This window comes from Vogesella indigofera (genome assembly GCF_003633895.1).
Taxonomy (GTDB): Bacteria; Pseudomonadota; Gammaproteobacteria; order Burkholderiales; family Chromobacteriaceae; genus Vogesella; species Vogesella indigofera.
This window is the reverse complement of the sequence record NZ_RBID01000014.1, coordinates 342,670-368,201: the sequence shown is the minus strand read 5'-3', so window position 1 is coordinate 368,201 and position 25,532 is coordinate 342,670. Positions and strand designations below refer to the sequence as shown.

The 25,532-nt window shown below is 66.1% G+C and carries 23 protein-coding genes; 8 read left to right on the top strand and 15 right to left on the bottom strand.

Annotated features, from left to right (window positions below):
• Positions 1–444: 444 nt before the first annotated feature.
• Positions 445–999, bottom strand: coding sequence for a hydrolase (locus C8E02_RS09915; protein ID WP_120810621.1), 555 nt, complete (start codon positions 997–999; stop codon positions 445–447).
• Between the two features lie 141 nt (positions 1,000–1,140).
• Between C8E02_RS09915 and C8E02_RS09910 the strand changes: the two genes are divergently transcribed.
• The 3 genes from C8E02_RS09910 (at position 1,141) to C8E02_RS09900 (ending at position 5,564) form a co-directional block, all read left to right on the top strand.
• Positions 1,141–3,972, top strand: coding sequence for an FAD-binding and (Fe-S)-binding domain-containing protein (locus C8E02_RS09910; protein ID WP_120810620.1), 2,832 nt, complete (start codon positions 1,141–1,143; stop codon positions 3,970–3,972).
• Between the two features lie 136 nt (positions 3,973–4,108).
• Positions 4,109–5,167: a GNAT family N-acetyltransferase gene (locus C8E02_RS09905; RefSeq protein ID WP_120810619.1), complete on the top strand. Its 1,059-nt coding sequence runs from the start codon at positions 4,109–4,111 to the stop codon at positions 5,165–5,167.
• Between the two features lies 1 nt (position 5,168).
• Entirely contained in the window at positions 5,169–5,564 is a 396-nt protein-coding gene (locus tag C8E02_RS09900) for a hypothetical protein (protein ID WP_120810618.1), read from the top strand.
• Positions 5,565–5,650: 86 nt separating this feature from the next.
• Here the strand turns inward: C8E02_RS09900 and C8E02_RS17640 are convergent, their stop codons facing one another.
• The 10 genes from C8E02_RS17640 to C8E02_RS09850 all read right to left on the bottom strand — a co-directional run bounded on the left by C8E02_RS17640 (position 5,651) and on the right by C8E02_RS09850 (position 13,817).
• Positions 5,651–6,019, bottom strand: a complete 369-nt coding sequence (locus tag C8E02_RS17640; protein ID WP_238377317.1) for a hypothetical protein — start codon at positions 6,017–6,019, stop codon at positions 5,651–5,653.
• Complete coding sequence (gene rplI, locus C8E02_RS09890) at positions 6,003–6,452, bottom strand: 50S ribosomal protein L9 (RefSeq protein ID WP_047967361.1); 450 nt, start codon at positions 6,450–6,452, stop codon at positions 6,003–6,005. The genes C8E02_RS17640 and rplI overlap by 17 nt, the downstream gene beginning before the upstream one ends.
• 21 nt (positions 6,453–6,473) lie before the next feature.
• Entirely contained in the window at positions 6,474–6,701 is a 228-nt protein-coding gene (rpsR, locus tag C8E02_RS09885; protein ID WP_047967360.1) for a 30S ribosomal protein S18, read from the bottom strand.
• A gap of 4 nt (positions 6,702–6,705) precedes the next feature.
• Positions 6,706–7,005 (bottom strand): primosomal replication protein N, encoded by a 300-nt coding sequence (gene priB, locus C8E02_RS09880; RefSeq protein ID WP_082133736.1) that lies wholly within the window; start codon positions 7,003–7,005, stop codon positions 6,706–6,708.
• 18 nt (positions 7,006–7,023) lie between these two features.
• Positions 7,024–7,401, bottom strand: coding sequence for a 30S ribosomal protein S6 (gene rpsF, locus C8E02_RS09875; protein WP_120810617.1), 378 nt, complete (start codon positions 7,399–7,401; stop codon positions 7,024–7,026).
• 148 nt (positions 7,402–7,549) lie between these two features.
• Positions 7,550–7,756 carry a heavy-metal-associated domain-containing protein gene (locus tag C8E02_RS09870; protein ID WP_120810616.1) on the bottom strand — a complete coding sequence of 69 codons (207 nt, stop codon included), beginning with the start codon at positions 7,754–7,756 and terminating at the stop codon, positions 7,550–7,552.
• A 27-nt stretch (positions 7,757–7,783) separates the two neighbouring features.
• Positions 7,784–8,086 carry a metal-sensitive transcriptional regulator gene (locus tag C8E02_RS09865; protein WP_120810615.1) on the bottom strand — a complete coding sequence of 101 codons (303 nt, stop codon included), beginning with the start codon at positions 8,084–8,086 and terminating at the stop codon, positions 7,784–7,786.
• A gap of 3 nt (positions 8,087–8,089) precedes the next feature.
• Positions 8,090–9,601, bottom strand: a complete 1,512-nt coding sequence (locus tag C8E02_RS09860; RefSeq protein WP_120810665.1) for a multicopper oxidase family protein — start codon at positions 9,599–9,601, stop codon at positions 8,090–8,092.
• Between the two features lie 174 nt (positions 9,602–9,775).
• The gene (gene rlmB / locus C8E02_RS09855) at positions 9,776–10,522 is read right to left on the bottom strand and encodes a 23S rRNA (guanosine(2251)-2'-O)-methyltransferase RlmB (RefSeq protein ID WP_047967355.1); all 747 of its coding nucleotides are present in this window, start codon (positions 10,520–10,522) and stop codon (positions 9,776–9,778) included.
• 67 nt (positions 10,523–10,589) lie between these two features.
• Entirely contained in the window at positions 10,590–13,817 is a 3,228-nt protein-coding gene (locus C8E02_RS09850) for a sensor domain-containing protein (protein WP_245961117.1), read from the bottom strand.
• A 191-nt stretch (positions 13,818–14,008) separates the two neighbouring features.
• On the opposite strand from C8E02_RS09850, the gene mfd reads away from it, so the two are divergent.
• The 3 genes from mfd to C8E02_RS09835 all read left to right on the top strand — a co-directional run bounded on the left by mfd (position 14,009) and on the right by C8E02_RS09835 (position 19,591).
• Positions 14,009–17,410, top strand: coding sequence for a transcription-repair coupling factor (gene mfd / locus C8E02_RS09845; protein ID WP_120810614.1), 3,402 nt, complete (start codon positions 14,009–14,011; stop codon positions 17,408–17,410).
• 491 nt (positions 17,411–17,901) lie between these two features.
• On the top strand, positions 17,902–18,498 hold the full coding sequence (locus C8E02_RS09840; protein ID WP_047967382.1) for a BPSL1445 family SYLF domain-containing lipoprotein: 597 nt from the start codon (positions 17,902–17,904) through the stop codon (positions 18,496–18,498).
• Between the two features lie 316 nt (positions 18,499–18,814).
• Positions 18,815–19,591, top strand: coding sequence for an EAL domain-containing protein (locus tag C8E02_RS09835; protein ID WP_211329210.1), 777 nt, complete (start codon positions 18,815–18,817; stop codon positions 19,589–19,591).
• A gap of 61 nt (positions 19,592–19,652) precedes the next feature.
• Here C8E02_RS09835 and C8E02_RS09830 read toward each other — a convergent pair whose 3' ends face one another.
• Positions 19,653–20,399 carry a substrate-binding periplasmic protein gene (locus tag C8E02_RS09830; RefSeq protein WP_170152135.1) on the bottom strand — a complete coding sequence of 249 codons (747 nt, stop codon included), beginning with the start codon at positions 20,397–20,399 and terminating at the stop codon, positions 19,653–19,655.
• A gap of 281 nt (positions 20,400–20,680) precedes the next feature.
• Here C8E02_RS09830 and C8E02_RS09825 point away from each other — a divergent pair, with 281 nt between their 5' ends.
• Entirely contained in the window at positions 20,681–21,316 is a 636-nt protein-coding gene (locus C8E02_RS09825) for a Clp protease ClpP (RefSeq protein WP_120810612.1), read from the top strand.
• A gap of 254 nt (positions 21,317–21,570) precedes the next feature.
• On the opposite strand, the gene C8E02_RS09820 is transcribed toward C8E02_RS09825, so the two are convergent.
• The 3 genes from C8E02_RS09820 to C8E02_RS09810 all read right to left on the bottom strand — a co-directional run bounded on the left by C8E02_RS09820 (position 21,571) and on the right by C8E02_RS09810 (position 24,363).
• The gene (locus C8E02_RS09820) at positions 21,571–22,368 is read right to left on the bottom strand and encodes a CHAD domain-containing protein (protein WP_170152134.1); all 798 of its coding nucleotides are present in this window, start codon (positions 22,366–22,368) and stop codon (positions 21,571–21,573) included.
• A 157-nt stretch (positions 22,369–22,525) separates the two neighbouring features.
• Entirely contained in the window at positions 22,526–23,422 is an 897-nt protein-coding gene (locus C8E02_RS09815) for a hypothetical protein (protein WP_120810610.1), read from the bottom strand.
• Between the two features lie 62 nt (positions 23,423–23,484).
• The gene (locus tag C8E02_RS09810; RefSeq protein WP_120810609.1) at positions 23,485–24,363 is read right to left on the bottom strand and encodes a DMT family transporter; all 879 of its coding nucleotides are present in this window, start codon (positions 24,361–24,363) and stop codon (positions 23,485–23,487) included.
• Positions 24,364–24,547: 184 nt separating this feature from the next.
• Between C8E02_RS09810 and C8E02_RS09805 the strand changes: the two genes are divergently transcribed.
• Positions 24,548–25,465, top strand: coding sequence for a LysR family transcriptional regulator (locus C8E02_RS09805; protein WP_120810608.1), 918 nt, complete (start codon positions 24,548–24,550; stop codon positions 25,463–25,465).
• The last annotated feature ends 67 nt before the right edge of the window (positions 25,466–25,532 follow it).

Below are 25,532 nucleotides of genomic sequence, written 5' to 3'. Positions count from 1 at the left end.
GCGGCATCACCCTGGCAAACGGCCCGGCAGGAAAGCGCATGCCAGGGCCGTTTTTCACAGGCCATCGCCGCACCAGACCGGCATCAGCGATAACCGCCGCATGCAAGCATCCTTGAGCTGGCACACCCCTTGCTAAGTACTACCCTGCTCCACGGAGCGACAGGTGTTGTTCTTCGTTTATCGCGTGGTCCGATCGACCAAACGCTCGGTTGACGAAGTTTTTTGCACAATAGTGGTGCAGCAAAGCCACCCGAATTGGTGCAATGCGCCAATTCGGGGCTTCTTTTCCGGATAGTCACACGGCGTCGGCACGACGACGTGCAGGGTTAGATAGAGGGAGAACCAGAACGGCTCAGCCGTCATCTCAACGAGGCAAGGTTGGCCGCAAGCGATTGCGGCCAACCTTTTCCTTTTTGGGGCACCGCACCGGGCGGCAGCGCGCCATCAGGATGGCTGCTCACCCACCAGGTAACGCTTGCTCATCTGGCGGAACAGCTCGGTGCCGGACACCTGCAGCGCCTCGAACAGCACCATCTCGCGCGTCACCAGCACCGCGCCGGCATCGCGCATGCGCTGCAGGCCGACGTCGCGATCGATCTGGCTGCGGCTGGACACCGCGTCCGCCACCACGAACACCTGTTTGCCGTGGGCCAGCAGCTCCAGCACCGTCTGCAGCACGCAGACATGGGTCTCCATGCCGCACACCACCACCTGCGGCCGCTGCAGCAGCTCCGGCGGCAGGCACTGGCTGGCGACGCACGAAAAGTGCAGCTTGCTCACCACCGCGGCACCCGGCGCCGCCGCCAGCAGCGACGGCGCGGTATGCCCCAGCCCCTGCGGATACTGCTCGGAAAACACCACCGGCAGCCCGACATCGTGTGCCGCCGCAATCAGCCAGCGGCAGCGCGCCAGCATCCCCTCGGCATCCAGCACCGCCGGCAGCAGTTTTTCCTGGATGTCCACCACCAGCAAGGTGGCCTGTTCCTTGTCGATCAGCATGATTTGTCCTCCATGGCTGCAAACAGCTTAACCGCTTGCCATAAACAAGGGCAAACCCCTGATGGGAAAGCGTTTGTGTTGTGGCAACATCGGGGCTGACCCAGAACAGAACAGGCCGGCCGCGGCCACACGGAGAGTCTCATGCTGCAAGGTGCCTATCGCGAATTCCATCAACGCATCCTGGAAGTGCTGCCCGCGCGCCGGGTGTTCAGCGACCCGCTGTCGACGCTGGCCTACGGCACCGATGCCTCCTGTTACCGGCTGACGCCGAAGATCGTCATCAAGACCGAGCATGAGGACGAGGTCCGCGCCATCCTGCGCGAGGCGGCCAGCCTGCAGCTGCCGGTCACCTTCCGCGCCGCCGGCACCTCGCTGTCCGGCCAGGCGGTGAGCGACTCGATCCTGGTGGTGGCCAGCCACGGCTGGAAAGGCTTGCAGGTGCTGGATAACGGCGCCGCCATCCGCCTGCAGCCCGGGGTGATCGGCGCCGAGGCCAATGCCGCGCTGCTGCCCTACGGTCGCAAAATCGGCCCGGATCCGGCCACCATCAATTCCGCCATGATCGGCGGCATCGTCAACAACAACTCCAGCGGCATGTGCTGCGGCACCGCCGAGAACAGCTACCAGACGCTGAAGTCGCTGCGCCTGCTGCTGGCCGACGGCACGCTGCTGGACAGCGGCGACGCCGCCAGCGTGGCGGCGTTCCGCGTCAGCCACGCCGGCCTGCTGGCACAGTTGGCCGCGCTGCGCCAGCGCGTGCTGGCCGATGCCGAGCTGGCGGCCAGGATCCGCCGCAAGTACAAGATGAAGAACACCACCGGCTACAGCCTGAACGCGCTGCTGGATTTTGCCGACCCGCTGGAGATGCTAACGCACCTGCTGGTGGGCAGCGAGGGCACGCTGGCCTTCGTATCCGAGGTCACCTACCACAGCGTGGTGGAGCACCCGCACAAGGCATCGGCGCTGGTGTTCTACGACAGCATCAAGGCCGCCTGCGACGCGATTGCCATCCTGGCGCAGCACAAGGACGTGGTGTCGTCGGCCGAGCTGCTGGACCGCGCCAGCCTGAAATCGGTGGAAAACAAGGCCGGGGTGCCGGAGTTCATCAAGACGCTGGGGCCGGACGCCGCCGCCATCCTGATGGAAACCCGCGCCGCCAGCCCGGACGCGATTGCGGCCAACGTGGCGGCAATCAGCGGCTTTATCCAGCACATCGCCACCGAAACCGGCATCCGTTTCACCAGCGACGTGGCCGAGTACACCCAGTACTGGAACATCCGCAAGGGCATGTTCCCCAGCGTGGGCGCGATGCGCGCGGCCGAGACCACGGTGATCATCGAAGACGTCGCCTTCCCGATCGAGCATCTGGCCGAGGGCACGCTGAAGCTGCAGGCGCTGTTCCGCCAGTTCCACTACGACGAGGCGATCATTTTCGGCCACGCGCTGGAAGGCAACCTGCACTTCGTGTTCACCCCCAACTTCAGCGGCGCGGAGGAAATCGCCCGCTACGAGGCGTTCATCGACGCGGTGTGCCAGCTGGTAGCGGTGGAGTACGAAGGCGCGCTGAAGGCCGAGCACGGCACCGGCCGCAATATGGCGCCGTTCGTGGAGCTGGAATGGGGCGCCACCGCCTACCGCCTGATGCAGGAGATCAAGGCGCTGTTCGACCCGCAGGGCATCCTTAACCCAGACGTGATCATCACCCACGACAAGCTGCTGCACGTGCGCGACCTGAAGCCGATCCCGGCGGCCAACCCGCTGATCGACAAGTGCATCGAATGCGGCTTCTGCGAGGTGATGTGCCCCAGCCGCGCCATCACCCTCACCCCGCGCCAGCGCATCGTCGCCAACCGCGAGATGGCGCTGCTGGAAAAACAGGGCGACAGCGAGCGGCTGGCCGAAATCCAGGCCGCCTACCAGTACGCCGGCGACGAAACCTGTACCACCTGCGGCCTGTGCGAAACCGCCTGTCCGGTCGGCATCAACACCGGCAGCCTGACCAGCCTGATCCGCGAGGCGCAGCTGACCGACATCGGCTGGGCCACCGCCAACACCCTGGCCGACAACTTTGCCGCCGCCGCCAGTGGCGCCAGGCTGGGGCTGAAGGCGCTGGACACCCTGCACGCGGTGGCTGGAGACACCGCCACCGGCGCCATCATGCGCGGCCTGCGCAAGGTGGTTGGCCGCAAGATTCCGCGCTGGACGCCGTACTTCCCGCGTGCAGCCGGCAAGCTGCAGCTGGCCGCCGGCCAGGCCGGCAGCGCGCGCAAGGTGGTGTACCTGCCGTCGTGCCTGACCCGCACCTTCGTGCCGTCCGCCAAGGCGCCGGACGCGCGGCCACTGAACGAAGTGGTGGCCTCGGTGCTGAACAAGGCCGGCTACCAGCTGCTGTACCCGGACAACCTGGCCAACCTGTGCTGCGGCACGCCATTCAAGTCCAAGGGCGCCAGCGAGGCGGCGCAGAAGAAAATCAACGAAGTGGAAGCCGCGCTGCTGGCCGCCAGCGACAACGGCCGCTGGCCGGTGCTGATCGACAACGGCGTGTGCACCGCGGCGCTGCTGGATGGCGTGCAGGACAAGCGCCTGCGCATCCTCGACGTGACGACTTTCGTGCAGGAGGAAGCCGCGCAGCACCTGCAGTTCAGCCCGCAGGACGAAACCGTGGCGCTGCACGTGGTGTGCTCGATGCGCAAGAAAGGCCAGTCTGCCACCCTTAACGCGCTGGCCAGACGCTGCGCCAGCACGGTGATCGAGCCGGCCGGCGTCACCTGCTGCGGCTTTGCCGGCGACAAGGGCTTTTCGCACCCGGAGCTGAACGAAAGCGCGCTAAGCGGGCTGAAGCAACAGGTTGCCGGCTGCGGCGGCGGCTTCTCCACCAGCGCCACCTGCGAGATCGGCCTGTCCAGCCACAGCGGCATCCCCTACCAGCACCTGATGGTGCTGGTGGATAGTGCGACGCAGCCGCGGCGCTAGGCGACACCGCCCCGCCTGCCCGTGCCGGCCACACGTTGGCCGCACGGGCAGTTGTCACCACGCCCATCCTCATGGCATGGTGGCTACCTTGGGTGCGGCCAACCGCTGTCGCGCCCGGTAATCGCGAAAGCCGCCCATGCACTACCAGATCCGCCGCCTCGCCCCGAGCGATGCCGCCGCCCTGCACCGCCTGCGTACCTGCCCCGGCGTGGTGCGCAATACCCTGCAGCAGCCGTTCCAGTCGCTGGCCAGCGTGCAGCAGCTGCTGGACAACTTTCCACCCCACATCCATGCGCTGGTGGCCTGCACGCCGGATGGCGAACTGGTGGGCTGCGGCGGCCTGCACCTGGCCATCCCACCACGGCGCCGCCATACAGCGCTGCTGTTCCTGATGGTGCGCGACGACTGGCAGGGTAAGGGCGTGGGCGGTGCGCTCATGCGCGCGCTGCTGGACTACGCCGACAACTGGCTGGATCTCAAGCGCATTGAGCTGGATGCGGTGCACGACAACCACGGCGCCATCGCGCTGTATGAACGCTACGGTTTCGAGCACGAGGGTGTGGCGCGCGGCTTCAACCTGCGCGAAGGCGTGTACGAGGATGCGGTACTGATGGCGCGCTTGCGCTTTCGCCCCGGCGAGCATGCGGCCAGCACCAGGCCCGCCGAACCCGCCACCCGGCCCGCACCGCGGCAGGACAGACCGCGCCAGCTGTTCCACCTGCGCCACAGCGAGCTGGACGACGCAGCCGGCGTGGCCGCGCTGATGGCGCACGATAGCGTGCAGGCCAATACCCTGCAGCTGCCCTACCCGGACGAAAACGCCTGGCGGCAGCGCCTGAGCGACTGCAAGTACAGCCTGGTGGCGGAAGCGGCGGATGGCAGCATCGTCGGTAATGCCGCCATCTGGCAGCCCGGCGACAACCCGCGGCTGGCGCATATCGCCGAGCTGGGCATCATCGTGCACCCGGCGCAGCACGGCCAGGGCGTGGGCAGTGCGCTGCTGCAGGCGCTGCTGGGGCAGGTCAGCGACTACCTGCCCTACCGCCGGCTGCAGCTGAAAGTGTTCAGCGACAACGCGCCGGCCATCGCGCTGTATGAAAAATACGGCTTTGTCCGCGAGGCCACGCTGCGCGGCGACGGCTTGCGCCATGGCGCCTATCACGACTGCCTGCTGATGGCGCGGGCAGTCAAGTAGCATGTGCAGCCTGCGTCGCCTCGCCGCCTATCTGTGGGCGGCACCCTGCTCACTGCTAGGCCTGCTGCTGGCGCTGCCGCTGCTGCTGTGCGGCGCTCGTGCCAGCCGGCAGCGCGGCGCGCTGGAAATCGCGTTGTGGCCGGATGACAAAGTACGACGCCTGCCGTTCGCCGCCATCACCTTCGGCCACGTGATCATCGGCCAGAACCGGCTGCTGCTGGCACGGCTGCGCGCGCACGAGCAGGTACACGTGCGCCAGTACCAGCGCTGGGGCGTGCTGCTGTTGCTGGCCTACCCCGCCGCCAGCCTGTGGCTGTGGCTGCGAGGCAAGCGGCCGTACCGGGACAACCCGTTCGAGGTGGAGGCGCGCCGACTGGGGGACGGGCAACGGGATTGATACGGTCGGCGGTGACTGCGGCCAAGGTTGGCCGCAAAACAAAAGCCCCGCGCGGGCGGGGCCATTCTGCAGCAGACGGTATCGGTCTAGCGTTTGCCGAAGTGATACGGCGACAACTTGTAGTACGGGTTCAGCGGATGCCAGCCGGACAGCACCTTGCCACCGTGAAAACGCGGCCGGATCGCGCCGCTGACAAAGGCCAGCACGCCACCAAACAGCGGAAAAACAAAGAATAATAACAATACTGCAGCAATTACCAGTTCCATCATCGCGCCCTCCATTGATCTATTGGCATTATGCGCCAACACAGGCAAACGGGCGTTCGAGAACAGGACATTGACGTTGTGCAATGCGACATAACACGGCTTCGCCGGCAGGCGGCCATGAAAAAAGCCGCCCGAGGGCGGCTTTTCTGTGTTGCGGGCAGTGCTGTCTTGCTTAAACGGCAGGAACAACCACAACCTTGATCGCAACCACAACGTCGTGGTGCAGGGCGATTTCAACGTCGTACTCGCCGATGGCCTTCAGCTGGCCGTTTGGCAGACGAACTTCGAAACGCTTGATGGCAACGCCGGAAGCAGTAACCGCTTCAGCGATGTCAACGTTGGTCACGGAGCCGAACAGGCGACCGTCAACACCGGCTTTTTGCGCGATGGTAACAGTAGCTTCGTTCAGTTTTTCAGCGCGGACTTTGGCGTCTGCCAGAATTTCAGCCTGTTTGGCTTCCAGCTCGGCACGGCGAGCTTCGAATTCTTTCAGGTTGGCTTCAGTTGCACGCTTGGCTTTGCCTTGCGGGATCAGGAAGTTACGGGCGTAGCCGTTCTTCACGTTTACCACGTCACCCAGGGTACCCAGGTTGGCGACTTGTTCGAGCAGAATGATTTGCATCTTGTCGGTCCTTTCCCGGTCTTAGTGCTGGTCAGTGAATGGCAGGAAAGCCAGGAAGCGCGCGCGCTTGATAGCTTCTGTCAGTTGACGCTGGTAGCCAGCCTTGGTGCCGGTGATACGAGCCGGGATGATTTTGCCGTTTTCGGCGATGAAGTCCTTCAGCAGATCGACAGACTTGTAGTCGATTACTTTGATGCCTTCCGCGGTGAAGCGGCAGAACTTCTTGCGCTTGAAGAGTTGACGTGCCATTTGGTTAACCTTTTACAAATTCAACGTGTTCGATATGCAGAACCAACCGGGGATTACGTAAACTGCGCTGACTGAGAAAACCGGTGCACTGCACCACATTTCCTGCCATCTTTCCTGCCATCTTTCTGGCACCCTCCCCCAGCAGCACAGCCTGTATTTCACAGACCACATCACGTTCAAGGTTGGCCGCACTCTGGCGGGATTGATGTCTGAGCCACATTTCCAGCACCGGCAAGCCGGCGGGCGTGCATCTCAGCGAGTCTTCGCGTTCGACCGTAGCGGTCAGTTCAATTCGGTTCTGCAAGGATCCGTTACCTGCCAATTAGGCAGAAACTTCAGCCTCGGCTGCAGCTGCCTGGTTTTCCAGCAAGCTCTTCGCCTTTTCGTCCTTCATCATCGGGGATGCTTCGGTGATAGCGTGATTCATCTTGATGGTCAGGTGACGCAGAACGGCGTCGTTGAACTTGAAGGCGTGTTCGATTTCAGCCAGGGTCGCCGGTTCGCATTCAACGTTCATCAGCACGTAGTGAGCTTTGTGAACTTTCTGGATCGGGTAAGCCAGTTGACGACGGCCCCAGTCTTCCAGACGGTGAATCTGACCGCCAGCGTTCAGGACCATGCCCTTGTAACGCTCGACCATGGCGCCAACCTGTTCGCTCTGATCCGGATGGACGATGAACACGATTTCGTAGTGCCGCATGTGAACTCCTTGTGGCTATAAAACCCTTCGTCATGCGTAATAGCGAAGGGCAAGGGTTAAAAGCTGAAGATTGTACGGATTTATGCGCCGTGCCGCAATGTCGCGGCACGTATTGCGCGCTTTTGCCGTGCCATCTGTGGCAAAGCGCTCAGCCGATCACGTCGAAACCGGCGTTTTCGATGGCGCTGCGCAGCGCGCTTTCGTCGGCATTGCCGTCGTGCTGCACGCTGACGCGCTTGCTGGCGAGATCGACCTCCACCTCGGCCACACCGGGCACGCCGGCCAGTGCCTTCTTGATGCTGTTGGCGCAGCCGCCGCAGGTCATGCCATCGACGGTCAGAATCAGGTTTGCCATATCGTTCTCCAGTTCAGATGGTGTGCGTTAACGCATTTTCTTGAGCAGGGCCATCACCTCGGCGATGGCCTCGTCGCTGTTGCCTTCGTTCACTGCACGGGCCACGCAGCCCTTGAGGTGGCTTTCCAGCAGCTGCTGCGCCACCGCGTCCAGCGCCGAGCGTGCGGCGGCGATCTGGGTCAGCACGTCGACGCAGTAGCGGTCGGCGTCGATCATGCCGGCCACGCCGCGCACCTGCCCTTCCAGCCGCGCCAGCCGTTTCAGCAGCGCTGCCTTGTCCGGCTGCACCACACGCTTGTCGCTGCAGCAGTCATGTTGAGAGTCGTCCATGGCTTACCTCGGCAAAAAATCGATTTGCGCCATCATGCCCTGGTCTTCGTGCTCCAGGATGTGGCAGTGATACATGCGCAGGCCGGGCAGCGCCTGCACGAAGCGCAAGCGCACCATCTCGCCGGCCGGCACGTTGACCACGTCGCGCCAGGCGAGGAAGGGCTCGTCTTCCCAGATGCCGTCCACGCTGCGCGCCAGCACCTGGAACTGGGTACCGTGCAGGTGGAAGGGATGGTCCATGTGCGCGTCGGCCACCACCTCCCACTCCTCGATGCGGCCAACCTCGCCGGTGCCGTCGATGCGGTGCATGTCGTAGCTGCGGCCGTTGATCAGAAACGGGGCGCGGGCGTCGGCCATGTTTTCAGACAGCACGATGCGGCGGCGGTGGCCGGGCGTACCCAGCGGTGCGATGTCGCGCAGCGTGGCCGGCAGTGCCAGGGTTGGCCGCATGCCGTGCTCGACGACGCTGGCCAGCGTCTCGTCCTGCGTCTGTTCCGCGTGCATGCGCTTGCCGCGCACATAGGGCTGGCTGATGAGGCCGGCCGGCTTGCCGGCGTGAAAACGGCCGGTAACCACCACCTCGGCGCGCTCGCCCGGCGACAACAGCAGACTGTCGATGTCGCGCGGCGCGGCCAGCAGGCCGCCATCGCTGCCGACTAGCTGCAGTTCGTGCGCCGGCAGCGCCAGTTTGATGATGCGGCTGCTGCTGGCGTTCCAGATGCGCCAGCGCTGGCGCTCGCCGCGGGCCAGCGCGATCTGCGGCTGCCACGCGCCGTTGATCAGCAGGAACTGGCCTTCGCGGCCGTCGTGCAGGTCGGCCATGTCGTTGGCCGCAATCTGGCCGTTGTCGTCCAGCTTGAGGTCGGACAGCAGCAGGTGTTTTTCCGGCAGGTGGCGCAGCGGATCGCGCTTGCTGCGGATGATGACCGCGCCGGCCAGGCCGCGATACGCCTGTTCCGCGGTATGGCCGTGCGGATGCGGGTGATACCAGTAGCTGCCGGCGCAATCGTCCGGCAGGCGGAAACGGTAACGGCGGCTGCCGCCGGGTGGCACCGGGTCGTGCGGATTGCCGTCCTGCGCCGGCGGCACCGGCATGCCATGCCAGTGGATGGTGGTCGGCTGCGGCAGCCGGTTGTCGAAGGCAAGCTCGACTTCATCGCCCTCCCACAGCTCCAGCAACGGGCCGGGCACGCTGTCGTTGTAAGCCCAGAACGCGGTGCGGCGCTGGTCACCCCACAAGCCCACCGATACCGGTGCGGCGCGCAGGCGGCCGGAAAACTGCCCGGCAGCGGCGGCCTGGTTGGCCAGTGGCTGCAAGGCCGGCAACGGCTCGCCGCGCGGCAGGCTCGGGCCGCTGCCGCTCCTGGCGGTGGCGGCTGGTGCCATGCTGTGGCCCATGGCGGCGTGATCCACGGCGGCGTGATCGGGCACGCTGCTGTCGGCCCACGCGCCACGGCTGACAAACGGCAGGCCGGCCAGCACACTGCCGGCCTGCAGGAAAAAGCGACGCTCCATGACTGGCTCCTGTTCAATGGCCATTATCTTATACCCCCATAAGGTATATAGGCAATGACCGTGCGCGCGGAAACAAGTTCGGGCACGCGACAGGCCAGTCGTGCAAGACAAGGCAATAAAAAGGCCGCAACGCTTGCACGTTGCGGCCAACCTTGTCGCACGCGGCTGCGCGGCTTACGACGCCTTCAGCACCCGCTGGCGGCGGCTTTCGCTGAGCACCATGCCGGCGGACACCGACACGTTCAGGCTCTCGACGGTGCCGAACATCGGGATCGACACCAGCACGTCGCAGTGTTCGCGCGTCAGGCGGCGCATGCCCTCGCCCTCGGCCCCCATCACCCACGCCAGCGGGCCGCTGCCGTCGAAGTGGTACAGGTCGGTGCTGCCTTCCATGTCGGTGCCGGCGATCCACACCCCGGCGTCCTTCAGGTCGCGCAACGTGCGCGCGAGGTTGGTGACGGTGATGTAGGGCACCACCTCGGCGGCGCCGCAGGCTACTTTCGATACCGTCGCGTTCAGCGTCGCGGAGCGGTCCTTCGGCGCGATCACCGCGTGCGCGCCCATCGCGTCGGCCACGCGCAGGCAGGCGCCGAGGTTGTGCGGGTCGGTGACGCCGTCAAGGATCAGCAGCAGCGGCGGCTCGGACAGGTTTTCCAGCACGTCGTCGAGGGTGACGAAGTTCTGGTTGGCGTCGATCATCGCCACCACGCCCTGATGGCGCGCCTTGCCGGTCATGCTGTCCAGGCGTTCCTTGTCGACGATGTGCGCTTTCACGCCCTCGGCGGCGGCTTTCTCCAGCACCGCCTGCGCGCGCACGTCCTGACGGCCGCCGGCCAGAAAGATTTCCAGTACGCTTTTCGGGTTTTGCCACAGGCGGGCATTGACGGCATGGAAGCCGTGAATGAGTTTCTTGTTGCTCATGAGGCATCACCAGTAAAAATCAAGCGCGCATTGTAGCGCTTTATTCGCCCGCGCATGACAGCCGTGCTCAGGCCAGACTGGCCTGGCAGCGCTGCTGGTGCTTGAGCAGCCAGCCGGCAAGGTTGGCCGCCGGCAGCGGCTTGCTGAAGTAGTAGCCCTGCAGGATGGCACAGCCGTTGAGGCGCAGGAAGGCGCCCTGCTCCGCGGTCTCCACGCCTTCGGCGATCACGGTGTAGTGCAGCTTGCGCGCCATGGCGATGATGGCCTCGGTGATGGCGGCACTGTCCTCGTCGCCGGGCAGGCCCTCGATGAAGGAGCGGTCGATCTTCAGATAGTCCAGCGGGAAGCGCTTCAGGTTAGACAACGAAGAGTAGCCGGTGCCGAAGTCGTCGATCGACAGCTTCACCCCCAGCGCCTTCAGCTCGCCCAGCAGCAGCACCGCTTCCTGCGGATTCTGCATCAGCATGCTCTCGGTAATTTCCAGATCCAGCCGCGCCGGCTCCAGCCCGGTGTTGGCCAGCACCTCGGCCACGTCGTGCAGCAGGCTCTGCTGTTCGAACTGGCGCGCCGACAGGTTGACCGCCAGCCGCGGAATGGCCAGCCCCTGCGCATCCCACGCCATCATCTGGCGACAGGCCTCGCGCAGCACCCAGGCGCCGATCGGCTTGATCAGGCCGGTTTCCTCCGCCAGCGGGATGAAGCGCGCCGGCGACACCAGCCCCAGATGCGGATGGCGCCAGCGGATCAGCGCCTCGACCCCGAGCAACTGGTGATCGTCGCCGGCCACCTGTGGCTGGTAGTGCAGCTCGAACTCGCCGCGCTCCAGCGCCTGGCGCAGGCCGCTTTCCATCAGCAGCCGCTCGAAGGTCTGCGCGTTCATCTGCGCGTCGAAGAACTGGTAGGTGTTCTTGCCGGCTTCCTTGGCACGGTACATCGCGGCGTCGGCATTCTTCAGCAGTGCGACGGCGTCGACACCGTCGTTGGGGTAGACGCTGATGCCGATGCTGCCGCTGACGAATACCTCGTGGCTTTCCACCCGCATCGGCCGCGCCAGCGCGTGCAGCACCTCTTCCGCCATCCGCGCCAGCGTCTCGTGGTTGTCGAAATCGCGTACCAGCAGGGTGAATTCGTCGCCACCGAGGCGCGCCACCATGCCGAAACGCTCCGCCGCCTGCAGCAGGCGCGCCGCGATCTCGTGCAGCACCTCGTCGCCGGCCTGATGGCCGAAGGAGTCGTTGATCAGCTTGAAACGGTCGAGGTCGATGAACATCAGCGCCATGGTCGGCAGCGCCTCGTCCGGGCTGGCGATGGCACTGTCCAGCGCCTCGATCAGCGCCGAGCGGTTCGGCAGCCGCGTCAGCGGGTCGTGGCTGGCGAGGAACTGCAGCCGGTCTTCCGCCTGCTTGCGGCCGGTGATGTCGGAGAATACGCCGACGTAGTGCGACAGCGCGCCGTGACCGTCACGCACCGCGCTGATCGACAGCTCGGCGGTGTACGGCTCGCCGCACTTGCGGCGGTCGAACATCTCGCCCTTCCAGAAGCCCTGCTGGTTGAGGGCGTCGATCAGCGGCTTGTTGCGCTCGCGGTTGGCGGTTTTCAGCATGCGCGAGGTGCGGCCGATGGCCTCGTCGGAGGCAAAGCCGGTGATGCGGGTAAAGGCCTTGTTGACCATCACCACCGCGCCGTCGCCGTCGGTGACCAGGATGCCTTCGGTGGCGTTGTCGAATACCGTTGCGGCCAACCTCAGCTCGGCACTGGCGGCCACGCGCTCGGAAATGTCCATCACCACGCCGATGATCGCCTTCTTGCCCTGGTAGTCGAACAACCGGCTGTGGATCTCGACATCGACGATGTCGCCGCTCTGGTGCAGCAGCCGCGTGGTGTAGTGCATCACCAGGATGTTCTCGCGCATGCGGCGGCGGATCTGCTGGCGGATGCGCTCGTCCTCGCCTGCCACCAGCACCGAGGTGATCGAGCGGCCGAGCAAGTCCTCCGCCGCGTAGCCGACCAGGTCGGACAGCTTGGGATTGACGTAGACCAGGGTGTCGCCCTGCACGATGTAGATGCCGATCAGCGACTGCTCCACCACCGCGCGGTACTTCTCCATCGCCTCGTGGCGCTGGCGTTCCTCTTCCTCGCGCTGGCTGATGTCGACCGAGATGCTGCCGACGCCGGCCGGCAGGCCGTCGCTGTCGAACAGCGGGAACACGCTGGACAGCATCAGGTAGTGCTTGCCGCCGCTGCTGATGCGCTGCTCGAACTGGCGCGACTCCAGGCTGTGCATCACCTGCTGATCATGACTGTTGATGCGGGCCGCCTCGTCGGCGTCGAACACGTCGCGCGAGGTCTTGCCCTTGAAGTGCTCGGCCGGCAGGCCGAACAGGCGGGCAAAGTTGAGGTTCACCAGCAGGTAGCGGCCGTTGGTGTCCTTCAGCGTCATCAGGCTGGTGCTCTGGTTGAGCAGGGATTCGAACTGCGCGCGCACGTCGCGCAGCAGGCGTTCGCGGCGACGGTAGAGATCGCCCATCACCGCCACGCCGCACAGCAGGCCGGCGCACAGCGCCATGGTCAGCGCCGCCTGGGTGTCGTGCAGCGCGGCCCAGCCCGGCACGCCCAGGCGCAAGGGCAGCGACAGCAGCAGCAATCCCAGCGCCAGCAGCCCGCTCTGGCCGACGCTGCCGTAGCGCGGCGCGGCGAACACCAGCAGCGGCAGCAACAGGATCAGACTGTACAGCAGCTGCGGCTGGCCAAACGGCAACCACAGCAGCGCAAAGCCGCCGGTCATCAGCGCGCCCAGCCACAGCGTGCGCAACTGCATCGCGCTGCTCGGCGCCGGCGTGAACAGCAAACCGCAGAACAGCAGCAGCGACAGCCACGCCAGCGCAAACCAGCCCAGCCACTGCAGCGGCGGCGCCATTGACGCCAATACCAGCGGCAGCACGATCAACAGCGCCGGCAGACACAGGCGCAGCATCAGGCGCTCGATGCCGAAGGCGCTATACAGGCGGAAATGGCGCGGCGGCAGCACCTGGCGCAACACCAGCAGCGGCAGGCACAGCGTGGCGCTCCACAGCAGCGCCGGCAACGGCGGCAACAGCCAAAACGCGGCGGCGGCGCCCAGCGCACACCAGACCAGCCCGGCGCGCAGGCCGGCACTGCCGGCACGCCACGCCAGCGCCCCGTGCGACAGGAACATCGCCGGCAACAAGGGCGCGGCCAACTGCGCGGGCCACGCATAAATGCCGGCCACGAAAACGGCGAACGCCAGCAAGGCGTTCCGAGTCTGTCTCTCCACTGCTCCCCTACCCTTATCAGCTGATGGCGTATAGCCTGCCCGCCCGGCAAAGGGCCGGGAAAACAGTGTTTCCTGAGTGAAAACGTACGCGGGTAATGCCCCGGACTTTATTGATATTGATTGACCGTCTTGCGCGGCCCTCATCCGGTGGCGTTGCTATAATACCCGCCTCTTTGCGAATGTATAGCGATATGACCTCCTCTTTGCGATCGTGGCCCGCCAGCGGGCAAAGAACCCGGCTGGCACGGCCGGCGGGCAGTGCCGACAGCGCGCTCATTGCTGCGCTGCCGCATCCGGGACAACCGGTTTTGATCCTCACCGCCAGCGCACAGGACGCGCAGCGGCTGCAGGCCGAGCTGCCGTTCTTCCGCCCCGAGCTGCGCATCGCCCTGCTGCCGGACTGGGAAACGCTGCCCTATGACCACTTCTCGCCGCACAGCGACCTGGTATCGGAACGGCTGGCCACGCTGTGGCAAATCCGCAATGGCGAGTGCGACGTGGTGATCGCGCCGGTGTCCACCGTCATCACCCGCCTGTCGCCGGTCAGCTTCCTGCTGTCGCGCACCTTCTGGCTGAAGCAGAAGCAGCGGCTGGACGTGGACAAGCTGCGCGCCGACCTGGTCACCGGCGGCTACCAGCACGTATCGCAAGTGGTCGCCCCCGGCGAGTTTTCGCTGCGCGGCGGCCTGATCGACCTGTTCCCGATGGGCAGCACGCTGCCGTACCGCATCGACCTGTTCGATGACGAGATCGACACCCTGAAGACCTTCGACCCGGACACCCAGCGCACGCTGTACCCGGTGCCGGAGATCCGCCTGCTGCCGGCGCGCGAGTACCCCACCGACGAGGCCGGCGTCACCGCCTTCCGCCAGCACTACCGCGAGAAGATGGAGGGCGACCCGAGCAAGAGCCGCATCTACAAGGATGTCTCCGCCAACCTGTGGCCGGCCGGCATCGAGTACTACCTGCCGCTGTTCTTCGAGCACAGCGCCACGCTGTTCGACTACCTAGGCACTGCGGCCAACGTGATCGTGCACGGCGACGTGCTGGCCGAGGCGGAAGGCTTCTGGCGCGACGCGCAGAGCCGCTACAACATGGCCGGCGGCAATCCGGAACGGCCGGTACTGCCGCCGGGCGAGCTGTTCCTGCGCCCGGACGAGCTGATGGGGGCGCTGAAGCCGTACCCGCGCATCGAGCTGGCCAACGACGGCGAGCCGCCGGGCGACTACCTGCCGCTGCCCGATCTCGGTGTCGAGCGCCGCGCCGACAACCCGCTGGCCAAGCTCGACCTGTTCCTGCGCCGCTACGGCGGCCGGGTACTGATCGCCGCCGAGAGCCTCGGCCGCCGCGAGACGCTGTTCCAGTTCCTGCGCGACAACGGCATCCAGCCGCAGCCGGTGGACAACTGGCAGCAATTTGCCGACGGCCGGCAGCCGCTGGCGCTGGCCGCCACGCCGCTGTTCAACGGCTTCGAGCTGCACCACGCCGCCATCGCCATCGTCACCGAGGCCGAGCTGTACCAGCACATCGCGCGCAGCCACGGCAAGCGCCGCAAGAGCGCGGCCAGCTCCGACGCCATGCTGCGTGACCTGGCCGAGGTCAAGGTTGGCGATCCGGTGGTGCACGAGGCGCACGGCATCGGCCGCTACATGGGGCTGGTGTCGATCGACCTCGGCGACGGCCAGACCGAGATGATGCAGCTGGAGTACGCCGAAGGCGCCACGCTGTACGTGCCGGTGGCGCAGCTGCAGCTGATCAGCCGCTACGCCGGCCGCGCCAGCGACGACGTGCAGCTGCACCGGCTGGGCAACCCGGCGTGGGAGAAGGCCAAGAAAAAGGCCGCCGAGAAGGCGCGCGACACCGCCGCCGAGCTGCTCAACCTGTACGCGCAGCGCGCCGCGCGCGAGGGCCACGCCTTCGCCCTCAGCCACCACGACTACGACGCCTTCGCCGCCGGCTTCGGCTTCGAGGAAACCGTCGACCAGGCGGCGGCGATCGAGGCGGTGATCGGCGACATGACCAGCGGCCGGCCGATGGACCGGCTGGTGTGCGGCGACGTCGGCTTCGGCAAGACCGAAGTCGCGCTGCGCGCCGCCTTCGTCGCGGTGATGGGCGGCAAGCAGGTGGCGGTGCTGGTGCCGACCACGCTCTTGGCCGAACAGCACTTCCAGAACTTCTCCGACCGCTTTGCCGACTGGCCAGTGCGCATCGCCGAGCTGTCGCGCTTCAAGAGTGCGAAAGAGGTGAAGCAGGCGATGGAAGGCCTGGCCGCCGGCAGCATCGACATCGTGATCGGCACCCACAAGCTGGTGCAGCCGGATGTCAGCTTCCACAACCTCGGACTGGTGATCATCGACGAGGAGCACCGCTTCGGCGTGCGGCAGAAGGAGCAGCTGAAACGGCTGCGCGCCAACGTCGACGTGCTGACGCTGACCGCGACGCCGATCCCGCGCACGCTGTCGATGGCGCTGGAAGGGCTGCGCGAGTTCTCCGCCATCACCACCGCGCCGTCGCGCCGGCTGGCGGTGAAAACCTTCGTCAGCCCGATCAGCAACGGCATCATCCGCGAGGCGATGCTGCGCGAATTCAAGCGCGGCGGGCAGGTGTTCTTCCTGCACAACGAGGTCGACACCATCGAAAACATGCGCGAGAAGCTGGCCGAGCTGGTGCCGGAGGCGCGCATCGCCGTCGCCCACGGCCAGCTGCGCGAGCGCGAGCTGGAGCAGGTGATGCGCGATTTCCTGCAGCAGCGCTTCAACGTGCTGCTGTGCTCCACCATCATCGAGACCGGCATCGACATCCCCAACGCCAACACCATTCTCATCAACCGCGCCGACAAGTTCGGCCTGGCCCAGCTGCACCAGCTGCGCGGCCGGGTTGGCCGCAGCCACCACCAGGCCTACGCCTACCTGCTGTCCGGCGACGGCATGACCCGCGACGCGCAGAAACGGCTGGAAGCGATCCAGGCCTCGGAAGAACTGGGCGCCGGCTTCTATCTGGCGATGCACGATCTGGAAATCCGCGGTGCCGGCGAGGTGCTGGGCGAGGGTCAGTCCGGCGAGATGCAGGAGGTCGGTTTCAGCCTGTTCACCGAGATGCTGAAACAGGCGGTGCGCGACCTGAAAAAGGGGCGCGAGCCGGATCTGGACGCGCCGCTGGGCGTCACCACCGAAATCAACCTGCACAGCCCGGCGCTGCTGCCGGACGAGTACTGCCCCGGCGTGCACGAGCGGCTGATCATCTACAAGCGCCTCGCCACCTGCGACGCCGACGACGAGATCGACACCATCCACGAAGAGCTGATCGACCGCTTCGGCCTGCCGCCGCAAAGCGTGAAGACGCTGATCGAAAGCCACCGCCTGCGGCTGGCGGCGAAGGTGATCGGCATCCAGAAGCTGGACGCCAGCGAGGTGGCGCTACAGCTCACCTTCATCAAGAACCCGCCCATCGACCCGATGAAGATCATCCAGCTGATCCAGACCAAGCGTAACTACCGGCTGGCCGGCCAGGACAAGCTGCGGGTGGAAAGCAGCATCCCGGACGTGGCGATGCGCATCGTGCGGGTGAAGGAGCTGCTGAAAGAGCTGGGCTGAGCCGGCACCGGCGTGTAGCAGCCCCTTGCGGCCAACCTTGTCACCGGGGTTGGCCGCAAGGCTTTTGGGCGTCACCACCCGCCAGCCAAGACCCGAACAGGCGCTTTTTTAGCGATAAGGCATGAAATGCAAAACAACGCACTCGCAATGAATTGTTTGCCTAATCAAAAGGCTAGCAGCTGCCAGCATCGCCTATAACGACGGAAGGAATGCACCCGTCCGACAGCACCCAGCCGCCAGCCGTGAGCCACTTCTCCCTTATGCCGCGTCATGCCGCTCGTGCTCGGGTGGCCGGGCGGGTGTCATTCCACACCCATCATGGAGAGCCGTTTACCTTTCATCCCCACGCCATCATCACCCTGTTGCCCGGCCTGATCCGCCAGCGGCACCGACCTTGCCCCCGTTCCCGCAGCGCCGGCCGCCCCACGGCAACAATGCGCACCACATTGCGTGCAGCCGTGAGCCGAATGGCAAGTCAACAGGAGAACATCATGCAAGTTCGCAAACTGGGCGTCGCACTCGGCGTCGCCGTGTCGCTACTGGCCGGCTGCACCACCACCGGCGGCGGCCATCTCACCACCACGCAGGCCAACCGCGACGCCACCAGCATCGCCAACGAAAAACGCGAGATCGACAGCGCCTACGACAGCACCCTGACACGGCTGTACGGCAACGCGCGCGGCTCGCAGGAGCTGGTGGCCAAGGCCAAGGGCGTGCTGGTGTTCCCGTCGGTGATCGCCGCCGGGCTGGTGGTGGGCGCCGAATACGGCAAGGGCGCACTGCGCATGGAAGGCAAACCCGCCGGCTACTACCAGACCGTCAGCGGCTCCTTCGGCTGGCAGATCGGCGCGCAATCCAAGGCGGTGATCTTCCTGTTCATGACCCAGGATGCGCTCAACAAATTCCGCACCGGCAGCGGCTGGACCGTGGGGGCCGATGCCTCCGTCGCGCTGCTCAATGTCGGCGCCAACGGCGAGATCGACCTCAATACCGCGATGCAGCCGGTGGTCGGCTTCGTGATGACCAACAGCGGGCTGATGGCCAACCTGACGCTGGAAGGCACCCGCATCACCAAGCTGGACATGTAGCCGCGCCCCATTCGACGCGGCAGCCATGCTTGCGGCCAACCTTGTTGCCAAGGTTGGCCGCAATTGTTTGTCCCATTGCCTGCCCCGCCCCGCCGCACGCCTGCGTGTTGCGCGACAGGCATTGCTGCGGAGCTGCGGCTAGCCGCGTGCCGACGGCAAGGAACAGGCGCAATCACGGTGACGATGCGGCCCGGCTGCGGCAATCCGGAACCGGCGTTTGAAACGGTGCCATAATGTGACGCCTGCGCCGCCACCGCGCGGCCGTTTCCCCGCCAGCCGGCCCCGCCGGGCCAGCCCTTCTCCAGGAGTCCCCTACATGCAGACCGCCCCGCCCGACATCAAGCCCTGCCACGCCTGCCACGACGCACCGCCGCTGGGCTTTGACTTCACCATGGCGTTCCAGCCGATTGTCGATATGCGCGATCGCAGCGTGTTTGCCTATGAGGCACTGGTGCGCGGGCGTGACGGTAGCGGCGCGGCCAGCATCCTGCAGCAGGTCAACGAGCACAACCGCTACGTGTTCGACCAGTCCTGCCGCGTGAAAGCGGTGGAGCTGGCGGCCAAGCTGGCGATTCCCTGTTTTGTCAGCATCAACTTCCTGCCCAATGCGGTGTATCAGGCCGCGACCTGCATCCGCACCACGCTCGCGGCGGCGCAGCGTTTCAATTTTCCCACCAACCGCCTGCTGTTCGAGATCACCGAGAGCGAGCAGCTGGTGGACAAGGCGCACCTGAAAAGCATCATGGCCGAGTACAAGCGCCAGGGTTTCCAGACCGCGATCGACGATTTTGGCGCCGGCTATTCCGGGCTCAATCTGCTGGCGGAATTCCAGCCGGACATCATCAAGCTGGACATGGCGCTGGTGCGCAACATTCACCTTGATCTGGTGCGACAGGCGATCGTGAAGGGGATCATCGGTGTGTGCCAAGCGCTGCACATCGAGATCATCGCCGAGGGCGTGGAAAGCGAGGACGAGCTAGCCTGGCTGCAGACACAGGCGGTGCACCTGTATCAGGGCTACCTGTTCGCCAAGCCGGGCTTTGAACAGTTGCCGGCCATCAACTGGCCGGCCAGCGGCACACCCGCGGCCTGAGCCTCACGAGCCATCACCACCACCTGCGGCCAACCTTTGATACAAGGTTGGCCGCAGGCATTCAGCGCAGTACCGGCCGGATCTCGCTGGCGATGGCGGCATCCAGCCGCCGCATCAGTGCGTCGCCGACGCGGCGGCTGCACAGGATGTGGCGCGTGTCGCCGGCGCCGACGTCGGGAAACGCCAGCAGCTGCAACGCGCCGTGGCCGGATTCACCACTGGTGAGCAGCATTTCCGCCTCTTCGCGGGTGGCGAACATGGCATCGGCACGGCCGGCCGCCACCATGCGCAGCAGCTGCGGCTGTTCCATGGTGCTGTAGTTGATGTCGGCCTTGGCCATGCCCAGCTTGCTCTGCACGTAGCTGCCGTAGGTCAGCCCGTCCTTGTACAGCAGGTGCAGGCGGTCATTGGCCAGCAGCTGTTCCAGCGTGCTGCCGGCCGGCGGCAGCCACTGGCTGCGCGCGATCAGCACCACGCCACGATCCTGGTAGATGGCGCGACTGAACAGCGCGTAAGCCTGCCGCTGCGGGGTGCGGAACCAGCCGACGGCGCAGTCGTGGCCGCCATTGGCGCGCAACAGGGCAAGCTGGCGCTTGGCCGGCGTCAGCGCCCAGTGGATCGGGATGCCGGCGCGGGCAAAAGCCCGCCGCGCGCGATCGGCGGTCAGACCACTGGTCCCTCCGCTATCCTGCCGCACCATGAATGGCGGCCGCTCGTAGTAGTGCAGCGTGATCGGCGGTTGTGCCGCCACCGGCCACGACGCCATGGCCAGCAGCAGCGACCAGCCGTGCCGCAATGTCTGTTTCATCCCGTCCCTCATCCGCCATCCGGTCAAGCATGGTCGCATAAAATGCGGCCGACATGGTTCAGCTTACTACCTGCCGCCAGATTCGCCAGTCATTGCCGCTGCGCAGCAGGGTTGGCCGCAGCGCGTGCTCAGCCGCAGTGTAAGCCGCAGCATCACGCCGCCGTGTGTCCGTGTTGTAAGCGGCGTTGCCGCCAGCAGCCCGCAGCTCGCCGACAAAAGCGCGTGCCGCCGGCTACTATCCAGATAAAGCCGTCCCTGCTGCCGCACCCCAAGGAGCCGCGATGCACCAGCCACACATCATCCCAAGCGCCGCGCTGGAAGAAGATGAAGACGACGACAGCAAGAAGGTGCCGCTGTTCCGCCGCTACGAAACCCAGGGCGTGATCCGCCAGATCTCGTTCTACCTGTCCGGCGAGATCGGCGCGCCGATCCACTACACCGACCTGCTGTACACGATGCGCAGCACCAGCGAATCCGACATCATTTTCCTGCACCTCAACACCCAGGGCGGCAATTTCGATACCGGGCTGCAGATCATCAACAACATCGCCGCCAGCCCGGCGCACGTGATCACCATCCTGGAGGCGCGCGCCTACTCGATGGGCGCGCTGATCTTTCTTGCCGGCGACGAGCTGATCGTGCACGACACCTGCCAGCTGATGTTCCACAACTACTCGTCGGCGCTGATCGGCAAGGGCAACGAGCAGCAGGCACAGGTGATGGCCAGCGGCAAGTGGTTCGAGAAGGTGATGCGCCACGTGTGCATGCCCTTCCTCAGCGCGGAGGAGCTGGAGCGCATCTTCCGCGGCGAGGACATCTGGCTCGATACCGACGACATCCGCCGCCGTCTGCACCGCATCCAGCAAGGACTGCCGACCACCGCGCCACGCAAGCCGCGCACCAGGAAAAGCGAGTGACTGCAGGATAGCGGCGCGCCGGCGGCATGGTGCACGCCGGCTGGGATTGAGCCGGCTGGGATTGAGCCGGGTTGGATTGGGCGTAATTGGGTTGGCCAGCGTTGGGATGAGATGGCGGCAGCCCGCGATGTGTGCAGCCGCGCCAGGCGATACGTCGCCAGTTCGCCATCTGCCGCGGCCGCCGCTGTTGGCGACGCGTGCGCAGCAAGCTTGGCCGCAGACAAATCACCGCCGCAACCGGCAAGGCCGCGCGCTCAGAACGCGCTGGCCGCCTGCAGCAGGCGGCCAAGGTTGGCGCTGGCGCCCTGCTCCAGCCAGCGCCGCGCCGCCACCGGCAGCGGAATGCGATCGCGCGCGATGCTTTGCAGCAGCAACTGCCGGTCGCGTTCGTCACCCAGCTGCTGCTGCCAGTCGCGGGCACGCTGCGCCCGCCGCCGCCAGCGCTGGCCCAGCAGCTTGCCGCCGGCCTCGATCTGGTAACGCAGCCGCTTGGCCAGCAGCCGTAGCCGGTGCGCCAGCAAGGCATCGCCCGGCTGCCGCTGCCAGTCACGCCGGGCGCGGCGGTAGCGGCGGCGCGTCTGCAACAGCGCCCGCCGCAGTGTGCGCCGCAGCCGCCGGTTGCGGTGCGCCAGCAGCGGCGCACAGGCGCGCCGCAAGGCCGGCAGCAGCTGGTCCAGCACCATCGCCTGCTGCTGCAAATCCAGCCGCCCGGCCTGCAGCGCCATCACCTCGCGCCGACGCCAGGCGGCAAAGGCCTGGCTGTCGGCCTCGCCGGCCGCCTGTTGCAGCAGCGCCAGTCTTACTTCACGATCGCGCCAGTCATTGCCGGCAGCGGCCAGCTGACGCAACTGTGCCGACAGCCGCAGCAGCGGCGCCGCACCAGGCAAGGCACCGAGGCCGCGCAGCAGGCTGCGCAACTGGCGCAGGCCGATGCGCAACTGGTGCAGCGCCTCGCCATTGTCGGCTGCGCTCAGCTGCTGCCGTGCCAGCAGGATGTCGCGGCGATAGCGGGCAAGGCGGCGTTTCAGGATGCGGCGGGCAGAGGCGGACATGGCGCGACTTTCGACAGGCTGTTGCTGTGTAGCGTAGTACAGCCGCGCCGTCACGGCAGGCGCGATGCGCGGCGGCGCAACTGGCCGCGCACGCCACAAGGCATTGCGGCCAACCTTGTCCTGCAAGGTTGGCCGCAATCGTAATAGCGCAGAAGAATCAGTGACTGCTGCTGGCCAGTGGCGTGCCGATGCCGGTGGCGGCATTGAACACCGCCCGCTGCCGCAGCAGGCGTGCAATAGTGGCCTTGTCGCGTTCGCCGTTGATGCTGGTCACCACCAGCTGCCCGCGTTTGCCCAGCTGGCCGGCGGCATCGTAATAGGCACCAATCACCGACAGCCGGCCGGCCTCGACCTCGCCGCCGTAGTGCAGCACCGCCGCCTCGACCTGGTTGTCGAGGTTGTCCAGCTGCGCTGAGAGCGGCGTGCCGCCCTTGTCGACATTGATGCTCAGCAGCGTGCGCTGCTCGGCCAGCGGCAGCGCCGAAAAATCGCTGCGCGCGGTGTTGACCGCCTTGCAGTCGGCACTGGCCAGCACCAGCAGCAGCGGCGTGCGCAGCTGGCGCACCGCGTGGCTGACGCCCGCCTCGCCCAGCAGCAGCTGGTTGCCGGGGTTCTGCACCAGGTACAGCGCACCCTGCGCGCCGTGGCGCGGCGCACCGTCGGCGCAGGCCAGCACCGTCAGCCGCGGCGACTTGTCGCCATGTTGGCCGCGCGGCAACAGCCGGCTAGCCAGGGCGGCGGCGGCACGCAAGGGCGCCGCCATCGCCGGCTGCCGGTGCGCTGGCGCGTGCGGCTGGGGATGCCTGACTGCCGGCCTGGCGTAGGGCGCCGCCTGTTGCGGCAGGCGTCGCGGCGGATGATTGACCCGCACCGGCGGCGACAGCGGTCGCATCGACGGGGACAGTTTCTCGTGTGGCGCCTCGTGGGCAGTGGCGGCCGGTGTGGCCGCTTCGGCCGCGCCATGCGCGATGGCCGGCGTCTGGGTCTGAGCCAGGGACAGCGCCGGTAGCAGCAGGCAACAAGCGGCGGCGAGTGCCGCGAGAGAAGACGTCATAAAAAGCCACCGGTGAATAATGCCAAAGCGCAAGGGTAATACACTATCGCCCGGCGGCAAACTCAAGCCGCCGTCGCAGGGCGCTTGCTCTGGCTCAGCATCACCCCGCCCAATACCAGCAGGCAGGCCAGCCATTGCCAGCCGTTGAGGCGCTCGTCCAGCAACAGGCCGGCCAGCAGCAGGGTGAACACCGGGATCAGGTTGATGAACGCCGCCGCCATCGCCACCGGCACCTTGGACACCGACCAGGTGTACAGGCCGTAGGCGCCAAGGGTGATGAAGGCGCCGAGGTACACCACCCAGAACACCGCGTCGGCCGGGAACGCCTGCGGCCAGCTGGCCCACGGCGTCAGCAGGCTGACGCCGAACCAGACACAGCCCATCACCGTCTGGATCGCGGTAATCGCCAGCGCCGAATAGCGGCTGGACAGCTTCTTCGCCATCAACACGTAACCGGTGGCGCAGACCATGGCCAGGAATTCCAGCGTATTGCCCAGCAGCGGATTCGGTGCCGCGGCCGAGGATTCGCTGGTCAGCGTCAGCCACGCCACGCCCAGCAGCGAGATGGCAATGCCGTACCAGGCGCGCCGGCCAAGGCGCTCGCGCAGGAACAGCAGCGCGCCGAGCGCGGCCAGCACCGGCAACGTGGCGGTGATCAACCCGGCCTGCGAGGCGCTGGTGTACAGCAGCGCCTGCGCCTCGAACAGGAAATACAGGCACGGCTCGCACAGGCCGAGCAGCAGGATCCACTTCCAGTCACCGGCGCGGTAGTGCCAGCGTGAGCCCTGCCACGCCATCAGCGGCAGCAGTAGCGCGGTGGCGATCACCATGCGGCAGAACAGCACGAACAGCGGGTCAAACACCTGGAACACGATTTTCAGGGCGATGAAGGAACTGGCCCACAGCAGCATGGCCGTGGTCAAGGCGATATAAGGCAACATGATTTTCCGTCTGGCAGCCGGCGTGGCTGCAAAAAAAATGGCCGACATGGGCGGTCGGCCATAGGTCACACTGGAGTGCATCAACCGTCGCGCAGGTTGCGAAACCATGACAGCGAGGTGAACGACAGCTTAATCCCGCGTTACACTACTGAACACCACATAATGCTAAACAGATTGTTCTGCAATGAAAACAACGCCAACCCTTTCGCCTGACGCGCTACTTGCTTTCGACGCCCTCGCCCGCCACGGCAGCTTTACCGCCGCCGCCGAGGCGCTGCACTGCGCCAAGAGCCGCATCAGCCAGCTGATCAAGGAACTGGAACAGGAGCTGGGCACCGTGCTGGTGCTGCGCAATACCCGCCGCGTGGCGCTCACCGAAAGCGGGCAGCGCCTGGCCGCGCACGCCACCCGCCTGCGCGAACTGCTGGACAGCGTGCGTCACGACATCGAACAGGCGCGCGACAGCGTGGAAGGCGTGCTGCGCATCGGCTGCTCCGCCGGCCTCGCGCAACAGCTGCTGGGGCCGCTGCTGGCGGAAATGGCGATGCTGTACCCGGCGCTGTGCATCGAGCTGAAAGTGGAGAACCGCATCCAGGACCCGGTCGGCGAGGGGCTGGATTTTACCCTGCGCACGCGCAATGTCCACGACGACCGGCTGGTGGCGCGCCCGGTGGGGCTGGTGTGGGAGGCGCTGTACGCCAGCCCGGCCTATCTGGCGCAGCATCCGGCACCGGCCAGTACCGAGCAGCTGCACCAGCACCGCCTGATCAGCAACGCCTACTACAGCAAGCAGGGCAGCGAATGGCGGCTGGCCTGCGACGACACCAGCGCCACCCTCAATATCTGCCCGTCGCTGGTGGTGGATCAGTACGCGGTGGTGTCCAGCATCATCCAGGCGGGACACGGCATCGGCCTGTTGCCCAGCTACATGGCCAAGCCGCTGCTGGAAAAAGGCGACATCGTCGCGGTACTGCCGCAGTGGCGTGCCGCCGGCTGGCCGGTGTTCCTGGTATTTGCCTACCACCAGCCGATGCCGCGCAAGCACCAGGCTTTCATCTCCTTCATCATCCCGCGGCTGCAGGCGGCGCTGGACGGGATTTGACCCAGACCAAGGTTGGCCGCAAGGCGTACTGCTACAGTCGGCCCCGACTTTATTCGGTACAAGAGGC